This window comes from Bacteroidota bacterium (assembly GCA_018816945.1).
In the GTDB taxonomy this organism is placed as follows: domain Bacteria; phylum Bacteroidota; class Bacteroidia; order Bacteroidales.
This window is the reverse complement of the sequence record JAHIVC010000067.1, coordinates 1-18,737: the sequence shown is the minus strand read 5'-3', so window position 1 is coordinate 18,737 and position 18,737 is coordinate 1. Positions and strand designations below refer to the sequence as shown.

At 36.3% G+C, this 18,737-nt stretch carries 17 protein-coding genes; 11 read left to right on the top strand and 6 right to left on the bottom strand.

Features of this window, described 5'->3' with window-relative positions:
* Positions 1 to 356 precede the first annotated feature (356 nt).
* Both KKG99_10090 and KKG99_10085 read right to left on the bottom strand, forming a co-directional pair.
* Complete coding sequence (locus KKG99_10090; protein MBU1013346.1) at positions 357 to 1,712, bottom strand: GHKL domain-containing protein; 1,356 nt, start codon at positions 1,710 to 1,712, stop codon at positions 357 to 359.
* Positions 1,702 to 3,072, bottom strand: coding sequence for a sigma-54 dependent transcriptional regulator (locus KKG99_10085; protein ID MBU1013345.1), 1,371 nt, complete (start codon positions 3,070 to 3,072; stop codon positions 1,702 to 1,704). The genes KKG99_10090 and KKG99_10085 overlap by 11 nt, the downstream gene beginning before the upstream one ends.
* A gap of 182 nt (positions 3,073 to 3,254) precedes the next feature.
* Between KKG99_10085 and KKG99_10080 the strand changes: the two genes are divergently transcribed.
* The 11 genes from KKG99_10080 to KKG99_10030 all read left to right on the top strand — a co-directional run bounded on the left by KKG99_10080 (position 3,255) and on the right by KKG99_10030 (position 14,850).
* The gene (locus KKG99_10080; GenBank protein ID MBU1013344.1) at positions 3,255 to 5,627 is read left to right on the top strand and encodes an ABC transporter permease; all 2,373 of its coding nucleotides are present in this window, start codon (positions 3,255 to 3,257) and stop codon (positions 5,625 to 5,627) included.
* Positions 5,628 to 5,693: 66 nt separating this feature from the next.
* The gene (locus KKG99_10075) at positions 5,694 to 6,191 is read left to right on the top strand and encodes a histidine phosphatase family protein (protein MBU1013343.1); all 498 of its coding nucleotides are present in this window, start codon (positions 5,694 to 5,696) and stop codon (positions 6,189 to 6,191) included.
* A 12-nt stretch (positions 6,192 to 6,203) separates the two neighbouring features.
* Entirely contained in the window at positions 6,204 to 8,276 is a 2,073-nt protein-coding gene (ppk1, locus tag KKG99_10070) for a polyphosphate kinase 1 (protein MBU1013342.1), read from the top strand.
* 36 nt (positions 8,277 to 8,312) lie between these two features.
* On the top strand, positions 8,313 to 8,534 hold the full coding sequence (locus KKG99_10065; protein ID MBU1013341.1) for a DUF1456 family protein: 222 nt from the start codon (positions 8,313 to 8,315) through the stop codon (positions 8,532 to 8,534).
* A 265-nt stretch (positions 8,535 to 8,799) separates the two neighbouring features.
* Complete coding sequence (locus KKG99_10060) at positions 8,800 to 9,975, top strand: molybdopterin molybdotransferase MoeA (protein ID MBU1013340.1); 1,176 nt, start codon at positions 8,800 to 8,802, stop codon at positions 9,973 to 9,975.
* On the top strand, positions 9,959 to 10,759 hold the full coding sequence (locus KKG99_10055; protein ID MBU1013339.1) for a radical SAM protein: 801 nt from the start codon (positions 9,959 to 9,961) through the stop codon (positions 10,757 to 10,759). The genes KKG99_10060 and KKG99_10055 overlap by 17 nt, the downstream gene beginning before the upstream one ends.
* 341 nt (positions 10,760 to 11,100) lie before the next feature.
* Positions 11,101 to 11,559, top strand: coding sequence for a cyclic pyranopterin monophosphate synthase MoaC (gene moaC, locus KKG99_10050; GenBank protein ID MBU1013338.1), 459 nt, complete (start codon positions 11,101 to 11,103; stop codon positions 11,557 to 11,559).
* Positions 11,559 to 12,803 carry an NAD(P)/FAD-dependent oxidoreductase gene (locus KKG99_10045; protein ID MBU1013337.1) on the top strand — a complete coding sequence of 415 codons (1,245 nt, stop codon included), beginning with the start codon at positions 11,559 to 11,561 and terminating at the stop codon, positions 12,801 to 12,803. The genes moaC and KKG99_10045 overlap by 1 nt, the downstream gene beginning before the upstream one ends.
* A 5-nt stretch (positions 12,804 to 12,808) precedes the next feature.
* Complete coding sequence (locus tag KKG99_10040; protein MBU1013336.1) at positions 12,809 to 13,747, top strand: molybdenum cofactor synthesis protein; 939 nt, start codon at positions 12,809 to 12,811, stop codon at positions 13,745 to 13,747.
* A 148-nt stretch (positions 13,748 to 13,895) separates the two neighbouring features.
* Positions 13,896 to 14,450, top strand: a complete 555-nt coding sequence (locus tag KKG99_10035; GenBank protein MBU1013335.1) for an HDIG domain-containing protein — start codon at positions 13,896 to 13,898, stop codon at positions 14,448 to 14,450.
* Positions 14,451 to 14,541: 91 nt separating this feature from the next.
* Positions 14,542 to 14,850 carry a hypothetical protein gene (locus KKG99_10030; protein ID MBU1013334.1) on the top strand — a complete coding sequence of 103 codons (309 nt, stop codon included), beginning with the start codon at positions 14,542 to 14,544 and terminating at the stop codon, positions 14,848 to 14,850.
* Between the two features lie 235 nt (positions 14,851 to 15,085).
* Here the strand turns inward: KKG99_10030 and KKG99_10025 are convergent, their stop codons facing one another.
* The 4 genes from KKG99_10025 to KKG99_10010 form a co-directional block, all read right to left on the bottom strand.
* Positions 15,086 to 16,222, bottom strand: coding sequence for a hypothetical protein (locus KKG99_10025; GenBank protein MBU1013333.1), 1,137 nt, complete (start codon positions 16,220 to 16,222; stop codon positions 15,086 to 15,088).
* A gap of 302 nt (positions 16,223 to 16,524) precedes the next feature.
* On the bottom strand, positions 16,525 to 16,890 hold the full coding sequence (locus KKG99_10020) for a hypothetical protein (GenBank protein MBU1013332.1): 366 nt from the start codon (positions 16,888 to 16,890) through the stop codon (positions 16,525 to 16,527).
* Positions 16,891 to 16,898: 8 nt separating this feature from the next.
* Entirely contained in the window at positions 16,899 to 17,621 is a 723-nt protein-coding gene (locus KKG99_10015; protein MBU1013331.1) for a DNA alkylation repair protein, read from the bottom strand.
* 59 nt (positions 17,622 to 17,680) lie between these two features.
* The gene (locus tag KKG99_10010) at positions 17,681 to 18,463 is read right to left on the bottom strand and encodes a helix-turn-helix domain-containing protein (GenBank protein MBU1013330.1); all 783 of its coding nucleotides are present in this window, start codon (positions 18,461 to 18,463) and stop codon (positions 17,681 to 17,683) included.
* Between the last annotated feature and the right edge of the window lie 274 nt (positions 18,464 to 18,737).

Here is an 18,737-nt window from a genome sequence, read left to right as displayed (position 1 = left end):
TTAGCTTCTGTTCGAGTTAATGCACCAGATAATACTTCTCGTACAACTCTTAATTTAAAACTTTCTTCATACATTATAAATCCTGTCATAAGTTTACTTTTTGTGTAAACCTATTTTAGGACAAGACAGGGTGACACCCTGCAGGGTGTCACCCCTGAGTTTTTAAGAAAATTTAAAGCGGCTCAATTTGAGTCGCTTTTTTATTAATAGTATGAAAGATTATTAGATTAATAGGTAAAAATTGATGTTGCCACTTCGAGCTTAGTCGAGAAGTGGCCTGTTAACATCTCAAAATATCAGTTCTCGACAGGCTCGAACTGACCAAATATTAAGACTTTTGAACAGATTATGTTGAACTATTTAAAAGTTAAACAAAAAACCGTTTCATTTTTATTATTGGATTGATAATTAATACTGCCTCCGTGCAATTGCATAATTTGTCGGGAAAGGCTCAATCCAATTCCGCTGCCTTTTTCTTTTGTAGTAAAAAATGGAATGAATATTTTAGATTTCAAATCGTCAGTAATACCTTTGCCATTATCAATAATTTGAATCATGGGGTTTTCATTTGGTCCGGTCATCAATTTAATCCGGATCATTTTTTTCTCAATTCCTTCCATGGCCTGAATTGCATTCCGAAGCATATTAATTAAAACCTGCTCTATCATCGATCGGTCGATGTCGCACATCATTTTTGAATTTTCCATTTCCATAAGAACCTCAACCTGCTCTTTTTCAAAATCGGCATGCATGAGTTTTAAAACATGCTTCACCAGATCACTTAAATTAACAGGTTCGAAATTTGGAACCGGCATTCGGGTTAATTTTCGATAATTGTTGATGAATTCAAGTAAACCAATAGATCGACGATTGATGGTTTTTAATGCATTTCTAATTTTATCCAAATTTTCATCACTTAAATCGTGCAATAATTTAGGGGTTTGGTCGGGCTTTTCCAAAAGCATGATACTCGTTTCGGTCATGGATGAAATGGGTGTAACGGAATTTAAAATTTCATGACCCAAGGTCCTGATCAACTGATGCCAGGCTTCCATTTCTTTTAATTCTATTTGCGAACGGATATCCTGAAAACTGATCAGCTTCATCTTTTTCCCCTGACTGATAAAATGGCTGATTTGAATGTTAAGTTTTTGAATATTTCCTGCTGTTGAAATTTCAACAATATTCGATTCAATTTTGTCAGGATTAATGATTTCCTGATAAAAATTAGGATGTAGTGTTTTAATTTGATCGAGCCGAACCAGGTTTTCAATTCCCAGGATTTTTAATGCCGATTCATTGGCCAATTCAATTTTTTGATCTTCTGAAATTGAAATGATGCCTGTTTTGATATGCTTTAACAGTTCGCCCAAAAATAATAATTGCACCTCATTCTCAGCTTTTTTTCGTTGAATCAAATCCAGTATTTTATTTAAGGATTGATAAAATCCTTCCATCGATTTTGGAAGGCTTTTGGTAAAACGTACAGGCTGATATTCAAACTCAATCGAATTCAAAACGTTTTCCAGAGTCCGAAAAGATTTTAATTCAAATTTTATCAACTCAATAATCTGAATAATCAAAATGATGACCAGGATAAGAATGCTGAAAAGCTTATCAGGGTTAAGGATAATACGTGATAAAATAGTCAGAACAGCAAGAATTAGTGCAATTCTGATGATTAGATGAATGGTATTTTTTTTATAAGCCATATTTTTCAAGTCTACGGTATAAAGCATTACGATGGATTCCTAGTTCCTGAGCTGATTTTGATAAATTGCCGCCATTATTTTTGAGTACTTTTAAAATCGTTCTTTTTTCCAGTTCATCCAAATTGGTGATGTCCTTGTTTGCATCTGTTGGTGCGATATCCTGAGCAAAAAAATCCTGAAATTCCAGTTCAATGTTTTCCGATAAAATACAAGCTCTTTCTACCGAATTTTCTAACTCCCGTGCATTCCCGGCCCAATTCATTTGTTTAAGCTTTTCTATGGTTGGAGCCGAAATTTGAGGTTTGGTTTTTCGGTACTTTTTGCAATATTTAATCAGAAAATAATTGATTAATTCAGGAATGTCTTCCTTTCGGTCGCGCAAGGGCGGAATCGTAATTTCAAAGGTATTTAAACGATAATAGAGGTCCTGGCGAAATTTCCCCTGATCAACTAATTTATCCAACGACTGATTGGTAGCACAAATTAGCCTGATATCGACCGGGATGGGTTTTGAAGAACCCAACCGGTATATTTCACGGTTTTGCAAAACGGTTAATAGTTTCGATTGTAAGCTAAGACTTAAATTTGCAAGCTCATCCAAAAAAATGGTACCACCCGAGGCGAGTTCGAAACGGCCTGCTTTTTCGGTTTTGGCATCAGTAAATGCGCCCTGGATATGACCAAATATCTCACTCTCGAACAAACTCTCGGGTAAAGAAGCCAGATCAATCCGAATAAAATTTTCGTTTTTTCTTTCAGAACAACGATGAATTTCCCTGGCAATCAAATCTTTGCCACTCCCGTTTTCACCTAAAATTAAAACATTTGCATCGGTAGGGGCTATCTTCGCGATTACTTCCTTTAATCGCTCCATAGGTGCAGATTTACCGATAATCTCAACATGATTTCGGGTAATATCTTCATTCAATACCTGATTGGTAGCTCTTGATTTTGAGAGTTCAGTTCTGGATTTACGATGTTTGTTAGCGGCAGAAACCGTAGCCAATAATTTTGAATTATTCCATGGTTTTTGAATGAAATCAAAAGCTCCCAATTTCATTACTTCCACCGCCAAATTAATATCGCCAAAAGCGGTCATTAAAATAATCGTAGTTTCAGGGCTAATTTCCCGAATATAATTTAACCAATAAATCCCTTCTTTTCCATCATTTGCACCCTTCTGAAAATTCATATCGAGCAAAATCACATCGATTGATTGTTTTTTCAGTATTTCGTGAATTTGTTTGGGCGATTGAATGATCTCGATTTTTGTGAAATATTCATCCAAAAACATTTTAGCCGAATCCAATACATCCGGGTCATCGTCGATGATTAAAATATTTCCTTCGTATTTATTCATCAAAGGGATTTTTTTCAAAGATAAGTTATTTTGTCTTAAACCGAACAAAGCCTTGCCCCAAAACGAACAATTGAATTATTGCCTGTTAAATTATTCTGTGTTAAAGTGCTAATAATTAATAAAATAAAAATCATGGCATATCTTTAGCCTATGATGTGATCGAAAACCTTAAATTTGAAAAGATGATCAGTAACAGTTTAAAAATCGCGCTTAGGAATTTTTATAAAAAACCTGCTTTTTCCATCATCAATGTTTTGGGACTGGCTATTGGATTGGCTTGTTTTGTATTAACCATTGTCTATGTTAATTATGAACTAAGCTATGATTCTGTTCATGAAAAGAGGGATCGTACTTACCTTGCCACTGTTACCATAAATTTTGCTGATTATTTTATTGAAAACCAAGAGTCGACCACGGCAACTTTTGTTGAGGCGGTTAAAAGTTCTTATCCTGAAGTTGAAGATGCTACTCAGACCATTTTTGGCATATCGCAATATGTAAGGATTGGAGATACTTATTTTAATGAGAGAAGTATCGCAGCTGCCGATTCCTCTTTTTTCAAAGTATTTACGCATGAGTTTATTGCAGGTGACCCACGAAAAGCTTTGATAGAGCCATTTTCTGTTGTATTAACAGAAAGTACAGCTAAAAAATATTTTGGAGAAAAAGATGCATTTGGCGAAACGCTCAATCTCATGGATGAGAATTTTAAAGTTACGGGCATAATCAAAGATCTCCCTGAAAATGTGAGCTTTGGATTCAAGATGATTTTTTCAATATATATTTGGGATGGATGGTATAATGATCCTGAATGGCAAAATAACAACTTCTATAACTTTTTGGTTTTAAAAGAAGGTGCAAATCCAATTGAACTGGAGCACAAATTTCCGGATTTGTTAAAAAGCAAAATCCAAACGATAAGGGGTAAGGATTTCGAAAGCTGGCTTGCTGACGGGAACCGCTGGGAATATCATTTGTTCTCCATGAGTGATGTTTACCTGAAATTGTGGGGAAACGGCATTTACCTGATTGGATTTGGGATCGTTGCAATATTCCTATTGATCATTGCCTGTATCAATTACATGAATTTAAGTACTGCAAAAGCGGCTCAAAGAGCTAAAGAAGTAGGCATTAGAAAGGTTGTTGGAGCTTATCGATCGAACCTGATTAGCCAATTTACCCGAGAATCAATGTTTATGAGTTTTTTAGCATTGATTATAGGGATGGGAATCGTTGAGGCGCTTTTACCATTTTTATCACTTTTTATCGATGCCAAGTTAAGTATCCATTACTTCGACAATTTTGTTGTGCTTCCGGCTTTATTGGCTTTGGGTATAATCGTCGGTTTTATATCTGGACTATATCCTGCTTTTGTGCTTTCATCTTACATTCCGGTAAAAGTTTTAAAAGGCAATATTAACAAAAAGGGGAAAGGGCTAAATTTACGTAATGCATTGGTACTGATTCAATTCACTATGTCAATTGCTTTAATCATAAGTTTGATTGTTGTTGTTAAGCAAACAGATCTTTTATATACCAAAAAGCTTGGTTACAATAAAGATAATTTAATGGTAGTGACGATGGCAGCAAGTATAAAAAACCCCGATCTTTTTAAAGCCGAATTAAGTAAAATACCTACTATTGAAAGTGCCAGTTTTACAAGCCGAATGCCAAGTCGTGGGGCAGGAAATTCACAGCAATGGACCCCTGAAGGGAAAGAGACTACTTTGCTTACTGTACATGTGACAGATGAAGATTTTTTGAAAACCATGAAAATCGGTCTTCATGCGGGTCGATACTTTAGTAAAGAGTTTTTAACCGATTCAAGTGCGGTTGTGATCAATCGTAAAGCAGCCGAATTCTTGAACTGGGGCGATACCCTGAATCGCAAATTGAATGCTGGTAATAGGGATTATCACGTGATTGGCATCATCGAAGATTATCATTTTCAAACCCTTCAAGAAGAAATTAATCCTTTAATTATTTGTATGGCCGGTGGACATTTTAGAATGAGGCCGCAGAATTTGGCTATAAGAATTAAAGCAGGAGCAGAGCCGCCGATTACGGAAATTGAAAAGGCCTGGAACAATAATACCTGGGAGCGAAACACCCCCTTTGAATACTACTTCTTTGCGGAGCGTTACAAAACTTATTATAAACAAGAAGGCCAAACCCGTCAACTAATGTCAATACTTACAGTACTTATTTTATTAGTTACTGCTTTGGGATTATATGGTTTGGCTTCTTATGCAACCCAGGAACGCATGAAGGAAATTGCCATCCGAAAAGCCATGGGAGCGTCCATAAATCTTATTGTGGCAAAAATGACCTGGAGCTTTACAAAATTGGTATTGTTTGCGAATGTTGTTGCCTGGCCATTGGCTTGGTATTTTATGAACGATTGGTTATCGGGCTTTGCCACACGGATCAATATTTCGTGGTGGATATTTGTACTGGCTGCCTTATTATCCTATTTTTTGGCCATTGCCACCATTATCTTCCAAGCCTATTCAGCAGCCCGCAGGAATCCGATAGAGGTGTTGAGGTATGAGTAACTATCTGGATAATGATATTGATTTTCAGAAGTAACGGAGTAAATGTGTTTTTCATATCTTTACCCCATGAAAACATTGTATATCATCCGGCACGGCAAATCAGCATGGGATAATCCATCGTTAAAGGATCACGACCGAACCCTTTTACCTGAAGGAATTGAAAGAACCAAAAAAGTTGCGAAATTTTTAGCCTCGAAAAAAATTAAACCCGACCTCATCGTTTCAAGTTCGGCAACTCGTGCTTTTGAAACAGCCAAAATTATAGCACATCAACTTGATTATCCTGAAGCATATATAAGGGTTGAAACCGATATTTATGATCAGGGGACGGCCTATTTAATGGAATTGCTTTACGGCTTGCCAAATGAAATAAGTTCGGTAGTGTTGATTGGACATAACCCGACTTTTACTCATTTTGCCAATAAATTTATGGATAAATCTGTTGATGCGTTGGCGACGACTGGAACTGTTTCCATCTCTTTTGAAACAGAAAAATGGGAAGAGCTTCATCTTGCACCTAAAATCACTAACTTTGTTATTGTTCCAAAAATGTTAAAACATTAATCCATATCTGCCATGCCTAAAGATCCTGAAATTTATATCAATAGAGAAATAAGTTGGCTTCATTTCAATGAAAGGGTATTGCAAGAGGCAATGGATAATACAACCCCTTTGCTCGAAAGGGCCAGATTCTTAGGAATTTATTCGAATAACCGAGATGAATTTTTCAGGGTAAGGGTAGCCACCCTTAAAAGATTATTGAAATACGAAACCGACCATGAAATAGTGGGCAGATCAACAGGGTTGGTTCTCGAACAAATCATCAAAAATGTAAACGATCAGGAAAAAAGATTCACTGCGGCTCATCAAAAGGTGGTGAATGATTTGGCTAAAAATCATATTCATTTATTGGATGAAAATAAGCTTAACGAATTACAAGGCGAATTTGTCCGGATCTATTTTCGAGAGCATGTGCGACCCTATTTATTTCCGCTCATGCTTCGAAATGTGAAAACGCTGGCCAGTTTAAAAGATGATTCATTTTATTTGGGGGTTTATTTAAATGCCGAGGATATGGAAGCAGAGTATGCGCTGGTTCAGGTACCTATTGGCAAGGTTCCGCGTTTTCTGGAATTGCCATCTGAAAATAATAATTTTTATCTGATTATGCTGGATGACGTAATTCGTTATTGTTTGAATGAGGTCTTTTCGGTATTTGGCTACGAAAAATTTGAGGCCTACACCATCAAATTTACGCGAGATGCCGAATTAGAAATGGATGATGATGTATCGAAAAGTTTCATGGAAATCATGTCGGAAAGTGTAAAACGAAGATTGAAAGGTGAGCCTGTTCGATTTGTTTACGACAAACAAATTCCTGATGAACTTTTAACGCTGCTTGTTAAGAAATTTAATATTACCAAACGTGATACGATGAGAGGCGGTGGAAGATATCATAACATGAAGGATTTCATGGAGTTCCCCCGTTTGGGTTCCCAAAGTCTGAAGTATCCCGAAATGCCCCCTGTTCCTCATCCTGATTTGCCTACGAACGTTAGTATGTTTGATTCTATTCTGAAGAAAGACATCATGCTGCATTTTCCGTATCATTCATTTCAATATATTTTAGAGTGGTTGCGGGAAGCTTCCATTGATCCAAAAGTTCGATCCATAAAAATGACCTTTTACCGTGCGGCCCGCGATTCGAAAGTGATGAATGCCTTGATCAATGCTGCCCGTAACGGAAAATATGTAACCGTATTCATGGAACTTCAGGCACGTTTTGATGAGGAAGCAAATATTTACTGGACAAATAAACTTCAGGACGAAGGGGTTAAAATCATTAAAACCATACCGGGCTATAAGGTTCATGCAAAGTTAATTATGATCAGGCGATCAGAAAACAACGTAAATCGCTATTATGCCAATATCAATACCGGAAATTATAATGAATCAACGGCCAAAGTTTATTCTGATGATAGCCTTTTAACCGCTAATCAGGATATTGCAAGTGAAGTTAATGATGTTTTTCGTCTCTTCGAATCTAAATTTATTATTCCTGAATTTAAAACACTGATTGTTGCCCCATTTCGTATCCGAAAGTTTTTTATCGAGATGCTCGAAAATGAAATAAAAAATGCACAATCCGGTAAAGAAGCCTGGGCAGTATTAAGGATGAATAGTTTGGTTGACCGAAAAGCGATCAGAAAATTATATGAAGCCAGTCAAGCCGGGGTTAAAATTACATTGATCACCAGAGGGATCTGTATGTTGAAAGCAGGGATAAGCGAGCTTAGCGAGAATATAACCGCCTTTAGCATTGTTGATCGTTATCTGGAACATGGACGCAATTTTGTATTTTGCAATGGAGGCGAACCGGCTTATTATATCGGTTCTTCCGATTGGATGCAACGAAATTTTGATCACCGGGTAGAGGTTATATGCCCTGTTTACGATAAGGATATTCAACGCGAAATGTGGGATCTGATACAAATACAAATGAAAGATAATGTTAAGGCGAGATGGCTTGATCCGGAGAATCTTAACGTTTATAAACGAGATTCCAGCGGAGTAAATCACCGTTCTCAATTCGAAATTTATCAATATTTAAAAGATAAATATGAGCAATTTAAAGATAATGTGGGCTAATAAATACTTGATTTTTACCTGATAAAACTAATAGAAATGATAAATAACGACGTATTTAAGAAGTTAAGAGTTGCGCTTGAATTAAAGGATGATGATATTGTTGAGATATTGAACCTGGTTGATTTTAAAATTACAAAATCGGAATTGAGCGCCTTTTTCCGTAAAGAAGATCATCCAAATTATAAAATTTGTGGTGATCAGGTGATGCGGAATTTTTTGAACGGACTAATTATCTATAAGAGAGGGAAGAAAGCTTGATGAATGATAATTGAAGAATGATTATTGGATAATGATGATGCCATCTCAAAAAGGATTAAAATTCGATAGTAATATATTGTAATACAATAGTAATACGATTGTAAATCTTGGCTTTTAACAATGAAACAATCGAAACGCACACACACTTAAACACACTAACACGTAAACACGAAATACAATCATCCGGAAAATTCGATATGTTTTTCTAAACAATTCCATTCTATATCAATTTTGATTAGTATTTTTGTTATCTAAATTTTTACTTATGATCACTTTTGCAGAAGCATTGACTATTGTCCAAAATGCAGTTTTTTATGAAGTAAATTCTGAAAATGTAGCACTCGACAAATCTTTGAATCGGGTGTTAGCCCAGGATGTTTTTTCTGATATTAATATGCCTCCTTTCAACAAGTCGGCCATGGATGGTTATGCTTGCCGTAAAGAAGATATTTATGAACAACTGGAAGTTCAGGAAGTGATTTTTGCGGGAAGGCTCCCCAATAAAAAAATTGTTTCCGGACAATGTTCTAAAATAATGACGGGTGCTATGATGCCCGAAGGTGCAGATTGTGTTTTAAAAGTTGAAGAAACGGAAGAGGTTTCTGAAAATATTATTCGGTTTACAGGAAAACAAACCAAAAGCAATTTTGTTGAATTTGCCAATGATGTAAAAGAAGGTGATTTGGTATTGAAAAAAGGTACCATCATCAAACCTCAGCATTTCGCCGTTGCTGCCACAGTAGGATTGACCGAACCCCGTGTTTATAAAAAAATCAGGGTTGGTGTAATTTCTACCGGAGATGAACTGGTTGAACCACAGGATAAGCCAAAATTGTCGCAAATCAGAAACAGCAATGCTTATCAATTGATAGGGCAATTACTAAAAATGAATGTGACTTCTTATTATTTTGGAATTGCCAAAGACAATGAAGAATCAACCTCCCGGATTATTTCGAAAGCAATGAACGAATCTGATGTTATTCTGCTGACCGGTGGAGTTTCAATGGGCGATCTTGATTTTATTCCCAAGATACTTAACCAACTTGGGGTTGATATAAAATTTAAAACGATTGCGATTCAACCCGGTAAACCAACGGTTTTTGGTGTTTTGAAAGATAAGTTTGTATTTGGTCTTCCGGGCAACCCGGTTTCTTCATTTAATATGTTTGAATTATTGGCCAAGCCTTTAATCTATAAATTGATGGGACATGATTATAACCCGGCATTGATACGTATGCCGATGGGAATGAATTATGCACGAAAAAAATCAACCAGAAAATCGTTTATTCCGATTAAGGTTGAAGGTGCCAAAGTTTGGCCGATCGAATATCATGGTTCAGCGCATATAAATGCATTGAGTGACGCATTTGGGATCATTTCAATTCCGATTGGAATGTCTGAATTGAAAGAAGGAGAATTAGTGGATGTTAGACAATTATAAGCGGAATTTAAATTACCTGCGTATTTCTGTAACCGATCGTTGCAATTTGCGATGTACTTATTGTATGCCTGAGGAAGGAATTGAATTGTTGGGCCATAAGGATATACTGACCTTTGATGAAATTGTTGAGGTTGTAAAAACCGGGGTAGAATACGGGATTGATAAAGTTCGGATTACAGGTGGAGAGCCTTTGGTTCGTAAAGGGATAATTAATTTAATTTCAATGATTTGGAATCTCGAAGGAGTAAAGGATTTATCGATGACAACCAATGGGATTTTGCTCGAAAATTTCGCGAATGATTTGAAAAATGCCGGCTTACAAAGAGTGAACATCAGCCTTGATACTTTAAATGCTGAAAAATTTAAAAAAGTAACCCGTGGCGGTGATATTGAGCAGGTTTTTAAAGGAATTGAAGCTGCAAAAAAAGCAGATTTGCGTCCTATAAAAATAAACTGTGTTGTCTGGAAATCTTCAGATGAAGAGGATGCTCAGGAGGTTGCTAAATATTGCAAAGAGAATGATTTGCAGGTTCGGTTTATTCATCAAATGAATTTAAAAACCGGGGAATTTTCGGTGGTAGAAGGAGGTGATGGCGGAAATTGTGAAACCTGCAATCGTTTACGGTTGACTGCGAATGGGAATATCAAGCCTTGTTTATTCAGTGATTTGATGTATAATGTCAGGGAATTAGGTGTTGAGGAAGCATTTAAGCAAGCTGTGGGGAATAAGCCTAAAGCAGGCACCTATAATTTAAGTGGTGATTTTTATAATATCGGAGGATAATGAAATGATTATTTTTAATCAAACAATTCCTCGTGGCTTGCCGCGAGGTTTCCTAATACTCTCCCCTGATTTTCAGGGGACCTGCCTTGCCGCAGGCAGGGATGTCAGTCGAATGACTGACAGAGGGGTGAAATAATGAAAATTCGGATTTCAGCTTTTTGCTGAAATAAAGTTGGCAAAACCTGCCTGCCGCAGGCAAGTACCCCTAGGCTTGCCGCGTGGATAGTCAACTTTAAGAATTTTCTTTATTATTGATAATTGTTTTAGAAATAAATCGAAAATAAAAACCTTGTTCAGTAAGAATTTAATTAAAAATATTCATTCAAAAATAATCATTCAAAATGGGCAATTTTACACATATCGACGACGAAGGCAAAGCCAAAATGGTAGATGTAAGCCATAAACCTGATCAAATCAGGGTGGCTCGTGCCAAAGGTTTTATAAAACTCAACCCTCAAACTATTGCTCTTATTCGTGATAATAAAATGAAAAAGGGCGATGTATTGACCGTTGCCGAAATTGCAGGCATTCAGGGAGCAAAAAAAAATAGCGAACTTATCCCTTTATGCCACCCATTGCCTCTTTCAAAAGTGGAGGTAAAAACCAATCTGATGGATGATGGTGTGGAAGTTGAAGCTATGGCAAAATGTATCGGTCAGACAGGAGTCGAGATGGAAGCCTTAATGGGTGTGAGCGTGGCTCTGTTAACAATCTATGATATGTGTAAGGCGGTGGATAAAGAAATGATGATTGGCAATATTAAATTGATCGAAAAAACAAAAACCGACCTCCACAAATAATGGATAATTTTGATGTGATCGTGGTTGGGGCAGGGGCTTCAGGGATGATGGCTGCCGGAATTGCTGCCAGGCATGGTGCCAAAGTTTTACTTCTCGAAAAAATGTTTCGTCCCGGGCGTAAATTGAGGATTACGGGTAAAGGCCGATGCAATTTGACCAACCTCAGTTCTGTCGATGAATTTTTGAGCCATGTTGGCAAGGAAGCTGATTTTCTACGACCGGCTTTCTCGAAAATGTTTGCCAACGAACTGATCGACTTTTTTCATTCAATCAATGTTAAAACCAAAATTGAACGAGGAAAACGAGTTTTTCCGCAATCGGAAAAGGCACAGGACGTTGTTGATGGCTTAACAAAATGGTTGCAGAAATCGGGGGTGAAAACACAAAATGATGCACGGGTGAGTGAATTGATTATTGAAAACAAGCAGGTGATAGGTGTTAAATTACAAAATCGAACAGCATATGCCGCCAAATCTGTAATTTTATGTACAGGTGGAGCATCCTATCCGGCAACCGGCTCAACAGGCGACGGTTATAAGTTGGCCAAAGCAGCCGGACATAACATTACTACGATTCGTCCGGCTTTGGTTCCATTGAATCTGGAGGATAAAATCTTACCTGAATTGAATGGCCTGTTGCTCAAAAATATCAAAGTAAGTGTATATCACAATCAAAAAATTATTGCTGAAAAATTTGGGGATCTTCAATTTTTAAAACATCAAATTTCCGGTCCGATTATTTTGTCGATAAGCAGAGAAGTTGGTGAGTTGCTCTTCAAGAAAACAAAACTTCGTTTCTCAATCGATCTGAAACCTGCACTTAGTATCATAAAATTGCAAAATCGAATTCAACGCGAATTAGTTGCCAATCCTAATCTCCAGCTAATAGGCTTATTACGGAAATTATTACCGATAAAATTGATAGCTTCTTTTATCATCATGTTAAAACAACCTCCAACAAAATTGGTAACTTCATTTCAAAATTCAGAAATAGAAAAACTAATTTTGCAATTAAAGGATTTTAGCCTGACCATTAATGGCCTTGGTGAGTTTGCAGAGGCGATAATTACAAGTGGAGGAGTGATGCTCGATGAAATTGATCCAAATACGATGGAATCAAAGAAAATAAAAAGACTTTATTTTGCCGGTGAATTGATGAACCTTGATGCAGATACAGGTGGGTATAATTTACAAATTGCATTTTCAACAGGCTATTTAGCCGGAATTTCTGCTGCAAACAAATAATGAATATGGAAAATCAAAAAATAGCAGTTTTATCTGTAAATATCTCCGAGAAAAAAGGCGTAGTTAAACATGCCGTGCCTCGAATTATGCTGGATGAGAAAGGCGTTCAAACGGATGCTCATGCCGGAAGTTGGCATCGTCAGGTGAGTATGCTGGCTCAGGAAAGTATCGAGAAATTTGAGGAAAAGGCAGGGCGTAAAATAAAATTCGGTGAGTTTGCCGAAAACATTACCACCAAAGGAATGGAACTATTCCATGCCAAACCTTTTGATCGATTCGTTAATGAAAGCCTTGAACTTGAAGTAACCCAGATTGGCAAAAAATGTCACGGCGATAATTGTGCTATTTTTCGGGAGGTAGGCAACTGTGTAATGCCAAAAGAAGGCATTTTTGTTAGGGTTATAAGAGGTGGCGAATTAAAAGCAGGAATAGAATTCGAATACGTTCCGAAAGTTTTTAAAATCAGGGTGATTACTTTAAGCGACCGTGCAAGTTCTGGAGAATATGAAGATCGAAGCGGACCAAGAATTAGAGAATTAATAGAAGCATATTTTCAGAAAATAAATTGGAGATGTGAGATTGAAAATATATTAATTCCGGATAATCCGAAGAAACTGGCTGCATTATTGGATGATGCAGGTTCAAAAAAAATTGACATTGTTTTTACCACCGGAGGAACAGGAATCGGACCAAAGGATTTTACACCGGAAGTTGTAAAATCTTATCTTGATATGGAAATTCCGGGTATCATGGAATTAATCAGGATGAAATACGGACAGGAAAAACCAAATGCAATTTTAAGCAGGGGAGTGGCCGGTGTGATGAACGAAACTTTGGTTTACGCTATTCCGGGCAGTGTAATAGCCGTGGAGGAGTATATGAATGAAATTACAAGTACTTTACAGCATTTAATATTTATGTTGCATGCGTTGGATGTGCATTAATTAGTAGAATTGTAAATTTGTGAATTGGTAAATTAGTAAAATGGTGGATTAGTGAATAATACGTTAACAACCGTATTACTATTGTATGTCCATTCTATTACTACTGAATGTCTGAAAATTAAAACGCAAAAATAAATAAACAATAATTATGAACCGAGAAACTGCCCTCAAACTCCTTCACGAATACATCGAAAATCCACGGATGATTAATCACTGCCTTGCATCGGAGGTTGTTTTGCGCGCTTTGGCAAAAAGGCTCGGACGTGATGAAGATAGCTGGGCATTGGCAGGTCTTTTACATGATCTGGATGTCGAAAAAGTGAATGGAGATTCAAAAATTCACGGGCTGGAAACTGCACGAATCCTGACCGGGCTTGGCGTTAATGCCGATATTGTGGATGCCATCAAAATGCATAATGAAGCAGCAAGCGGACTTCCCAGAACAACCGAATTTCAACATGCACTTGCTTGTGGCGAAACCATTACAGGAATGATAACGGCTACAACCATGGTTTATCCCGATCAAAAAATAGCCGGTGTCAAGTCAAAATCCATCACTAAACGTATGAAACAAGCTGCTTTTGCAGCTTCAGTAAGCCGAGAGAACATTATGGAATGTGAATTAATAGGAATTCCCTTGGATGAATTTGCTGAATTGAGCCTTGAAGCGATGAAGTCTATTAGTGAACAAATCGGACTCTGAAATTATCTTCCTTAGATTCATTTAAATAATATTTTTAAAATTTTCAATCCTCCATTTTTCAGTATAGCTTTGTAGTTTAATTTTTTACCCTATGTTTCGCAAAATATTCAAAAGAATTAACAATAAGTATTTTTATGCTGGAGTACTTTTCATCGTATGGGTATTTTTCTTCGATAATAATAATCTCATTTCCCGTTATAAAACCAACAAAACACTAAACGACGCCAGGCGGCAAAAAGAATTTTACAATAGTGAAATCAAGAAAGATCTTCAAACTATTGATGAATTACTTCATGATAGTGCTGCTATTGAGCGTTTTGGGCGAGAACAATATTTGATGAAAAGGGATAGCGAAGATATTTTTTTGGTTGTGAAAAAAGAGGTCGAAGAAAAGCAATAGTTACTGATTGTTAAATTTAATCAAACAATTCCTCGTGGCTTGCCGCGAGGTTTCCTATTACTCTCCCCTGAATATCAGGGGACCTGCCTCGCCGACAGGCAGGGATGTCAGTCGAAAGACTGACAGAGGGGTGAAATAATGAAAATTCGGTTTTCAGCTTTTTGCTGAAATAAAGTTGGCGAAACCTGCTTGCCGCAGGCAAGTACCCCTTGGCTCTGCAACGGGGATAGTCATCTTAAGAAATTTCTTTAATGTCCTTTTCAAAAATCCTGAATCGTTTATATACTTTGCCTCCAACCCGTTCCATTTCGGCCCTTACTTTATGGTTGTGTTCTAGTTCGAGGTGAGAGTCGATAGTTGTTTTTCCAGCCCTTCGGGCTGATTCAAGCATTTTTATACCCATGATTACATCCAGTCCTTTTCCTTGATAATCGGGATGGATTGCACCGAGCAACAAATTCAATTGTTTGCTTTTTTTGCCGGCCCTGAGGATATGGATAAATCCAAATGGCAATAAATTACCTTTTGCTTTTTGGATTCCTTTACTGATATCTGACATCCCAATAACAAAGGCGACTACATCATTGTTTCCATTTACGATAAGTTTAATAAACCTTGGATTGATCAAATAAAGATATCGGTTGGCGAAATCATCCATTTCTTTTTCTGTAAAGGGCCAAAAACCGTATATATTAACGAAAGTTTGGTTTACCAGATTTAATACCAGATAGATGTAAGGCTTAACCTTCCTTCGTGAGCTGAACTCAAGTACTTTTAAATCGTATTTTTGCTTTTTAAATCGTTGGTAAATTTCTTTATAAACAGGCGGTTCCTCTTTGGGGATATGGATATGATAAACCACCAGGTCAACTTTTTTAGTAAAACCCTCATTCTCGCTAAGGCTTACCATATAAGGGAAACTACAATTGGTAGCGAGAACCGTTGGTTCATCGAATCCATCTATTAAAAAGCCTTGTGGGTCCTTGTCGGTAAATGCAAGTGGCCCTACCAATTTTTCCATGTTTTTTGTCCGGCCCCAGGTCGAAATATGCTCGATTAAAGTGTGAAAAACTTCCTGATCGTTCCGGGTTTCTATAAAAGCAAAGCGAACATGTTTTTCGTTGTGGAGCATGTTATACTTATGGTTAATAATCCCCATGGCCCGTCCCACAACTTCATCTTCACGATATGCCAGAATCATTAAAGTATCACAATAAGTAAAGGCTTTATTCTTTTTTGGATCGTAAAATTCCTTTTCATCCATATAAATTGGAGGTACCCAATTGTGATGGTTCTGATGGATTTTGGCAGGCAAATGAATAAAAGTTTTGAGAAGTTTTTGGTCAGTAACCTCTTTGATTGTGATGCTCATAAGCCCTTATTTCAATAAAGGATGCAATATAAAGAATTATTCAAATCCAAAAACCATCACTAAGTGAAATTCCTGACTGTTTTAAGGTATGTTGCAATTCCGCTTCCGGCTTAAGATTGCAATATTCAGATAATTCTAATATTATTGAATTCAAGGATAGGGAAAGTGACATTGCAAATGACGCATAGCAGAGAGTTCGAAGCAGCATCGTCGTCCCACGGTAAAATGTTGCCAATATACTAAATAAAAACTTATCTAACCGTCTGCCCCAATGAATTTTAGCAGCTGTTGTGTGCTGCGCATTATTGTTTTCTAGTCTTTATCGTTACCCAATTTTTATCAATCATGTATTTTACAAAATCAGATTCTCCTTTTTCCTTTATCATCTCAATTCCTAATCTCCGATTTGTCCGTGTTACAAATTGCCCAAAACGAATCATGAAAGGATTAAATAATTTACAATCCTTAACTGACTCGTATTTATCGCAGTCTGCACAAGAATTATAACCATTCTCAATGCAGCAAGGTCTTACTTGACAAGACTTGTATCCAACTGCACATTTTGGATTGTTACCTTTACATCCTTCACATAGACCTTTAGTATATTTGGGACAGGCATCACAGTAAAACCCACAATAAGATACCTGATTAGTATTTGTTTGTTCCATTGATTCTATTATTTTGTCTTTTGAAATTTTGCTTTATTATCCCTATTCATTTTTTCTGTCGCATAATGAATTATTTTCCGTCCACATTTATCTTTCCATTTTAAAAGGAATCCTTCTGCTATTTCAGGTTGTTTTTTCCAAATTTCTCTTAGAAGTGTACCTAACCCTTTTTGAACATCTTCTTCTATATCTTCCATTAATTTCTCAATCACAGAAAAGACTGGCTCAGGATTGTGTCCTTTTTTAATCACTTCATAAAAGGTTACTGGAACTGCTCTTCTTTTCCATTTAGATTCAGATTTTGTCCAATTTATAAAATCTTTTGGTTCAATGATTTTGTTGTAAATAAACTCGGGTAAAACCAACATGCACAATACGTCAGTAGTTGCCCAGTTTTGAATTCCATTTTCCAACCACTTCCCAGCTCTATCAAATGTTTCAATTGAAAATTCATCTTTTTTTGATGCTATAAACTGGGTAGCAAAACTTGCTTCTTCTAATTTACCTGTGGCAATTAGCAAATCGCCTAGATTTAAGTAATCATTAATAGTCATTTCATCTTTCCATGAATCCAACCATTTAATTTTTTGCGATTCCAAAATTTTAGAATCTATACCATAACCACAATAACCCTCCTTAAAGTATCTTGAATATTTATTTACGATTGAATTATCTGAGTTAGCCAGACAAAATTCTATAATTTCCTTGTGTTTTAGTTCTAAATTGTTCATTGGTTTTTTTATTGCAAAAGTAACTTGTACAGTAAAATGAAAATTGTAAAAAATGGTCTTTATTTTAAATCGCTAAAAAATTCTTTTGGGGAAAGTCCCGTAAAACCTTTAAAATCATGTATAAAATGAGCATGGTCGTAATAGCCGTTATCAAAAGCTAATTGAAACATACTTGAGTTTTTATGCTTACTCTTCATTTGTATGACATTTTGAAAGCGAATGATGCTTGCAAACTTTTTAGGATTAACACCAACGTATTTTGAAAAAGTTCTTTCAAACTGTTTTATTCCTAAACACACTTCATGTGCAATATCTTGAGCCTTGATTTGTCCTTTAGAATTCGCAATTATTTTTATGGCATGTTCAACTCGTTCAAATTCATTATCATGAATTAGTCTTTTAATAAGAAAGTTTTCTAAATGAATAACTCTTTGCTTATTATTTGGAGAGTTAAGCAATTTGTCCTCTAATTCATTAGTTTCATTATTAGCCAAATCCTGAAGCGAAAGGTTTTCATTTAATAATTCAGTAATTGGAAAATTGAAAAAAGATTTTACTCCATGTGGTCTGAATACAATAAGAATCATACCTGTCTTTCCAGATAATGACAAGTCATAATAATTGGTTTGTTGACCGCATATAACCAAATTTGGCTCAATATATTTACTTGAATTCTTTTTCTGGAATTTTGATGGAGAACCATAATGAAAAACCATTGTTGCATATCCGCAGGGGTAAACTCTTTCTTTAGGCAAATAGTCTACTGAATTGTCAGTCTCAACAATGAAATAATTTTTTATGTATTTGCTTAAAATACCTGTTGGATTAATTGATTCAATCATACACTTTCATCATTTCGGTTTTTCTGCGTTGCACACAACGGTTGCGTATATGAAACGTTTGGCATTTCGAAGCACTTCCCTGTCAGGCTACAAGTACTTTTGATACGAGCTGAAACGCTTAATAACTCACTGACTGCCAAATGTTTTATATACGATGTGTGTGCCCAGCATGAGCATGAGCACACCCATTCGCAGTATGTATAAATATTTCAAATATGCAAATATTTTGGATATAAACTAGGTGAATGGGTATATATTTTTTCCAGAGGGTGCC

Excerpts from the sequence above, each read along its gene's own strand:
- KKG99_10090 (MBU1013346.1), bottom strand. The coding sequence starts at position 1,712 with ATGGCTTATAAAAAAAATACCATTCATCTAATCATCAGAATTGCACTA.
- KKG99_10085 (MBU1013345.1), bottom strand. The coding sequence starts at position 3,072 with ATGAATAAATACGAAGGAAATATTTTAATCATCGACGATGACCCGGAT.
- KKG99_10080 (MBU1013344.1), top strand. The coding sequence starts at position 3,255 with ATGATCAGTAACAGTTTAAAAATCGCGCTTAGGAATTTTTATAAAAAA.
- KKG99_10075 (MBU1013343.1), top strand. The coding sequence starts at position 5,694 with ATGAAAACATTGTATATCATCCGGCACGGCAAATCAGCATGGGATAAT.
- ppk1 (MBU1013342.1), top strand. The coding sequence starts at position 6,204 with ATGCCTAAAGATCCTGAAATTTATATCAATAGAGAAATAAGTTGGCTT.
- KKG99_10065 (MBU1013341.1), top strand. The coding sequence starts at position 8,313 with ATGATAAATAACGACGTATTTAAGAAGTTAAGAGTTGCGCTTGAATTA.
- KKG99_10060 (MBU1013340.1), top strand. The coding sequence starts at position 8,800 with ATGATCACTTTTGCAGAAGCATTGACTATTGTCCAAAATGCAGTTTTT.
- KKG99_10055 (MBU1013339.1), top strand. The coding sequence starts at position 9,959 with ATGTTAGACAATTATAAGCGGAATTTAAATTACCTGCGTATTTCTGTA.
- moaC (MBU1013338.1), top strand. The coding sequence starts at position 11,101 with ATGGGCAATTTTACACATATCGACGACGAAGGCAAAGCCAAAATGGTA.
- KKG99_10045 (MBU1013337.1), top strand. The coding sequence starts at position 11,559 with ATGGATAATTTTGATGTGATCGTGGTTGGGGCAGGGGCTTCAGGGATG.
- KKG99_10040 (MBU1013336.1), top strand. The coding sequence starts at position 12,809 with ATGGAAAATCAAAAAATAGCAGTTTTATCTGTAAATATCTCCGAGAAA.
- KKG99_10035 (MBU1013335.1), top strand. The coding sequence starts at position 13,896 with ATGAACCGAGAAACTGCCCTCAAACTCCTTCACGAATACATCGAAAAT.
- KKG99_10030 (MBU1013334.1), top strand. The coding sequence starts at position 14,542 with ATGTTTCGCAAAATATTCAAAAGAATTAACAATAAGTATTTTTATGCT.
- KKG99_10025 (MBU1013333.1), bottom strand. The coding sequence starts at position 16,222 with ATGAGCATCACAATCAAAGAGGTTACTGACCAAAAACTTCTCAAAACT.
- KKG99_10020 (MBU1013332.1), bottom strand. The coding sequence starts at position 16,890 with ATGGAACAAACAAATACTAATCAGGTATCTTATTGTGGGTTTTACTGT.
- KKG99_10015 (MBU1013331.1), bottom strand. The coding sequence starts at position 17,621 with ATGAACAATTTAGAACTAAAACACAAGGAAATTATAGAATTTTGTCTG.
- KKG99_10010 (MBU1013330.1), bottom strand. The coding sequence starts at position 18,463 with ATGATTGAATCAATTAATCCAACAGGTATTTTAAGCAAATACATAAAA.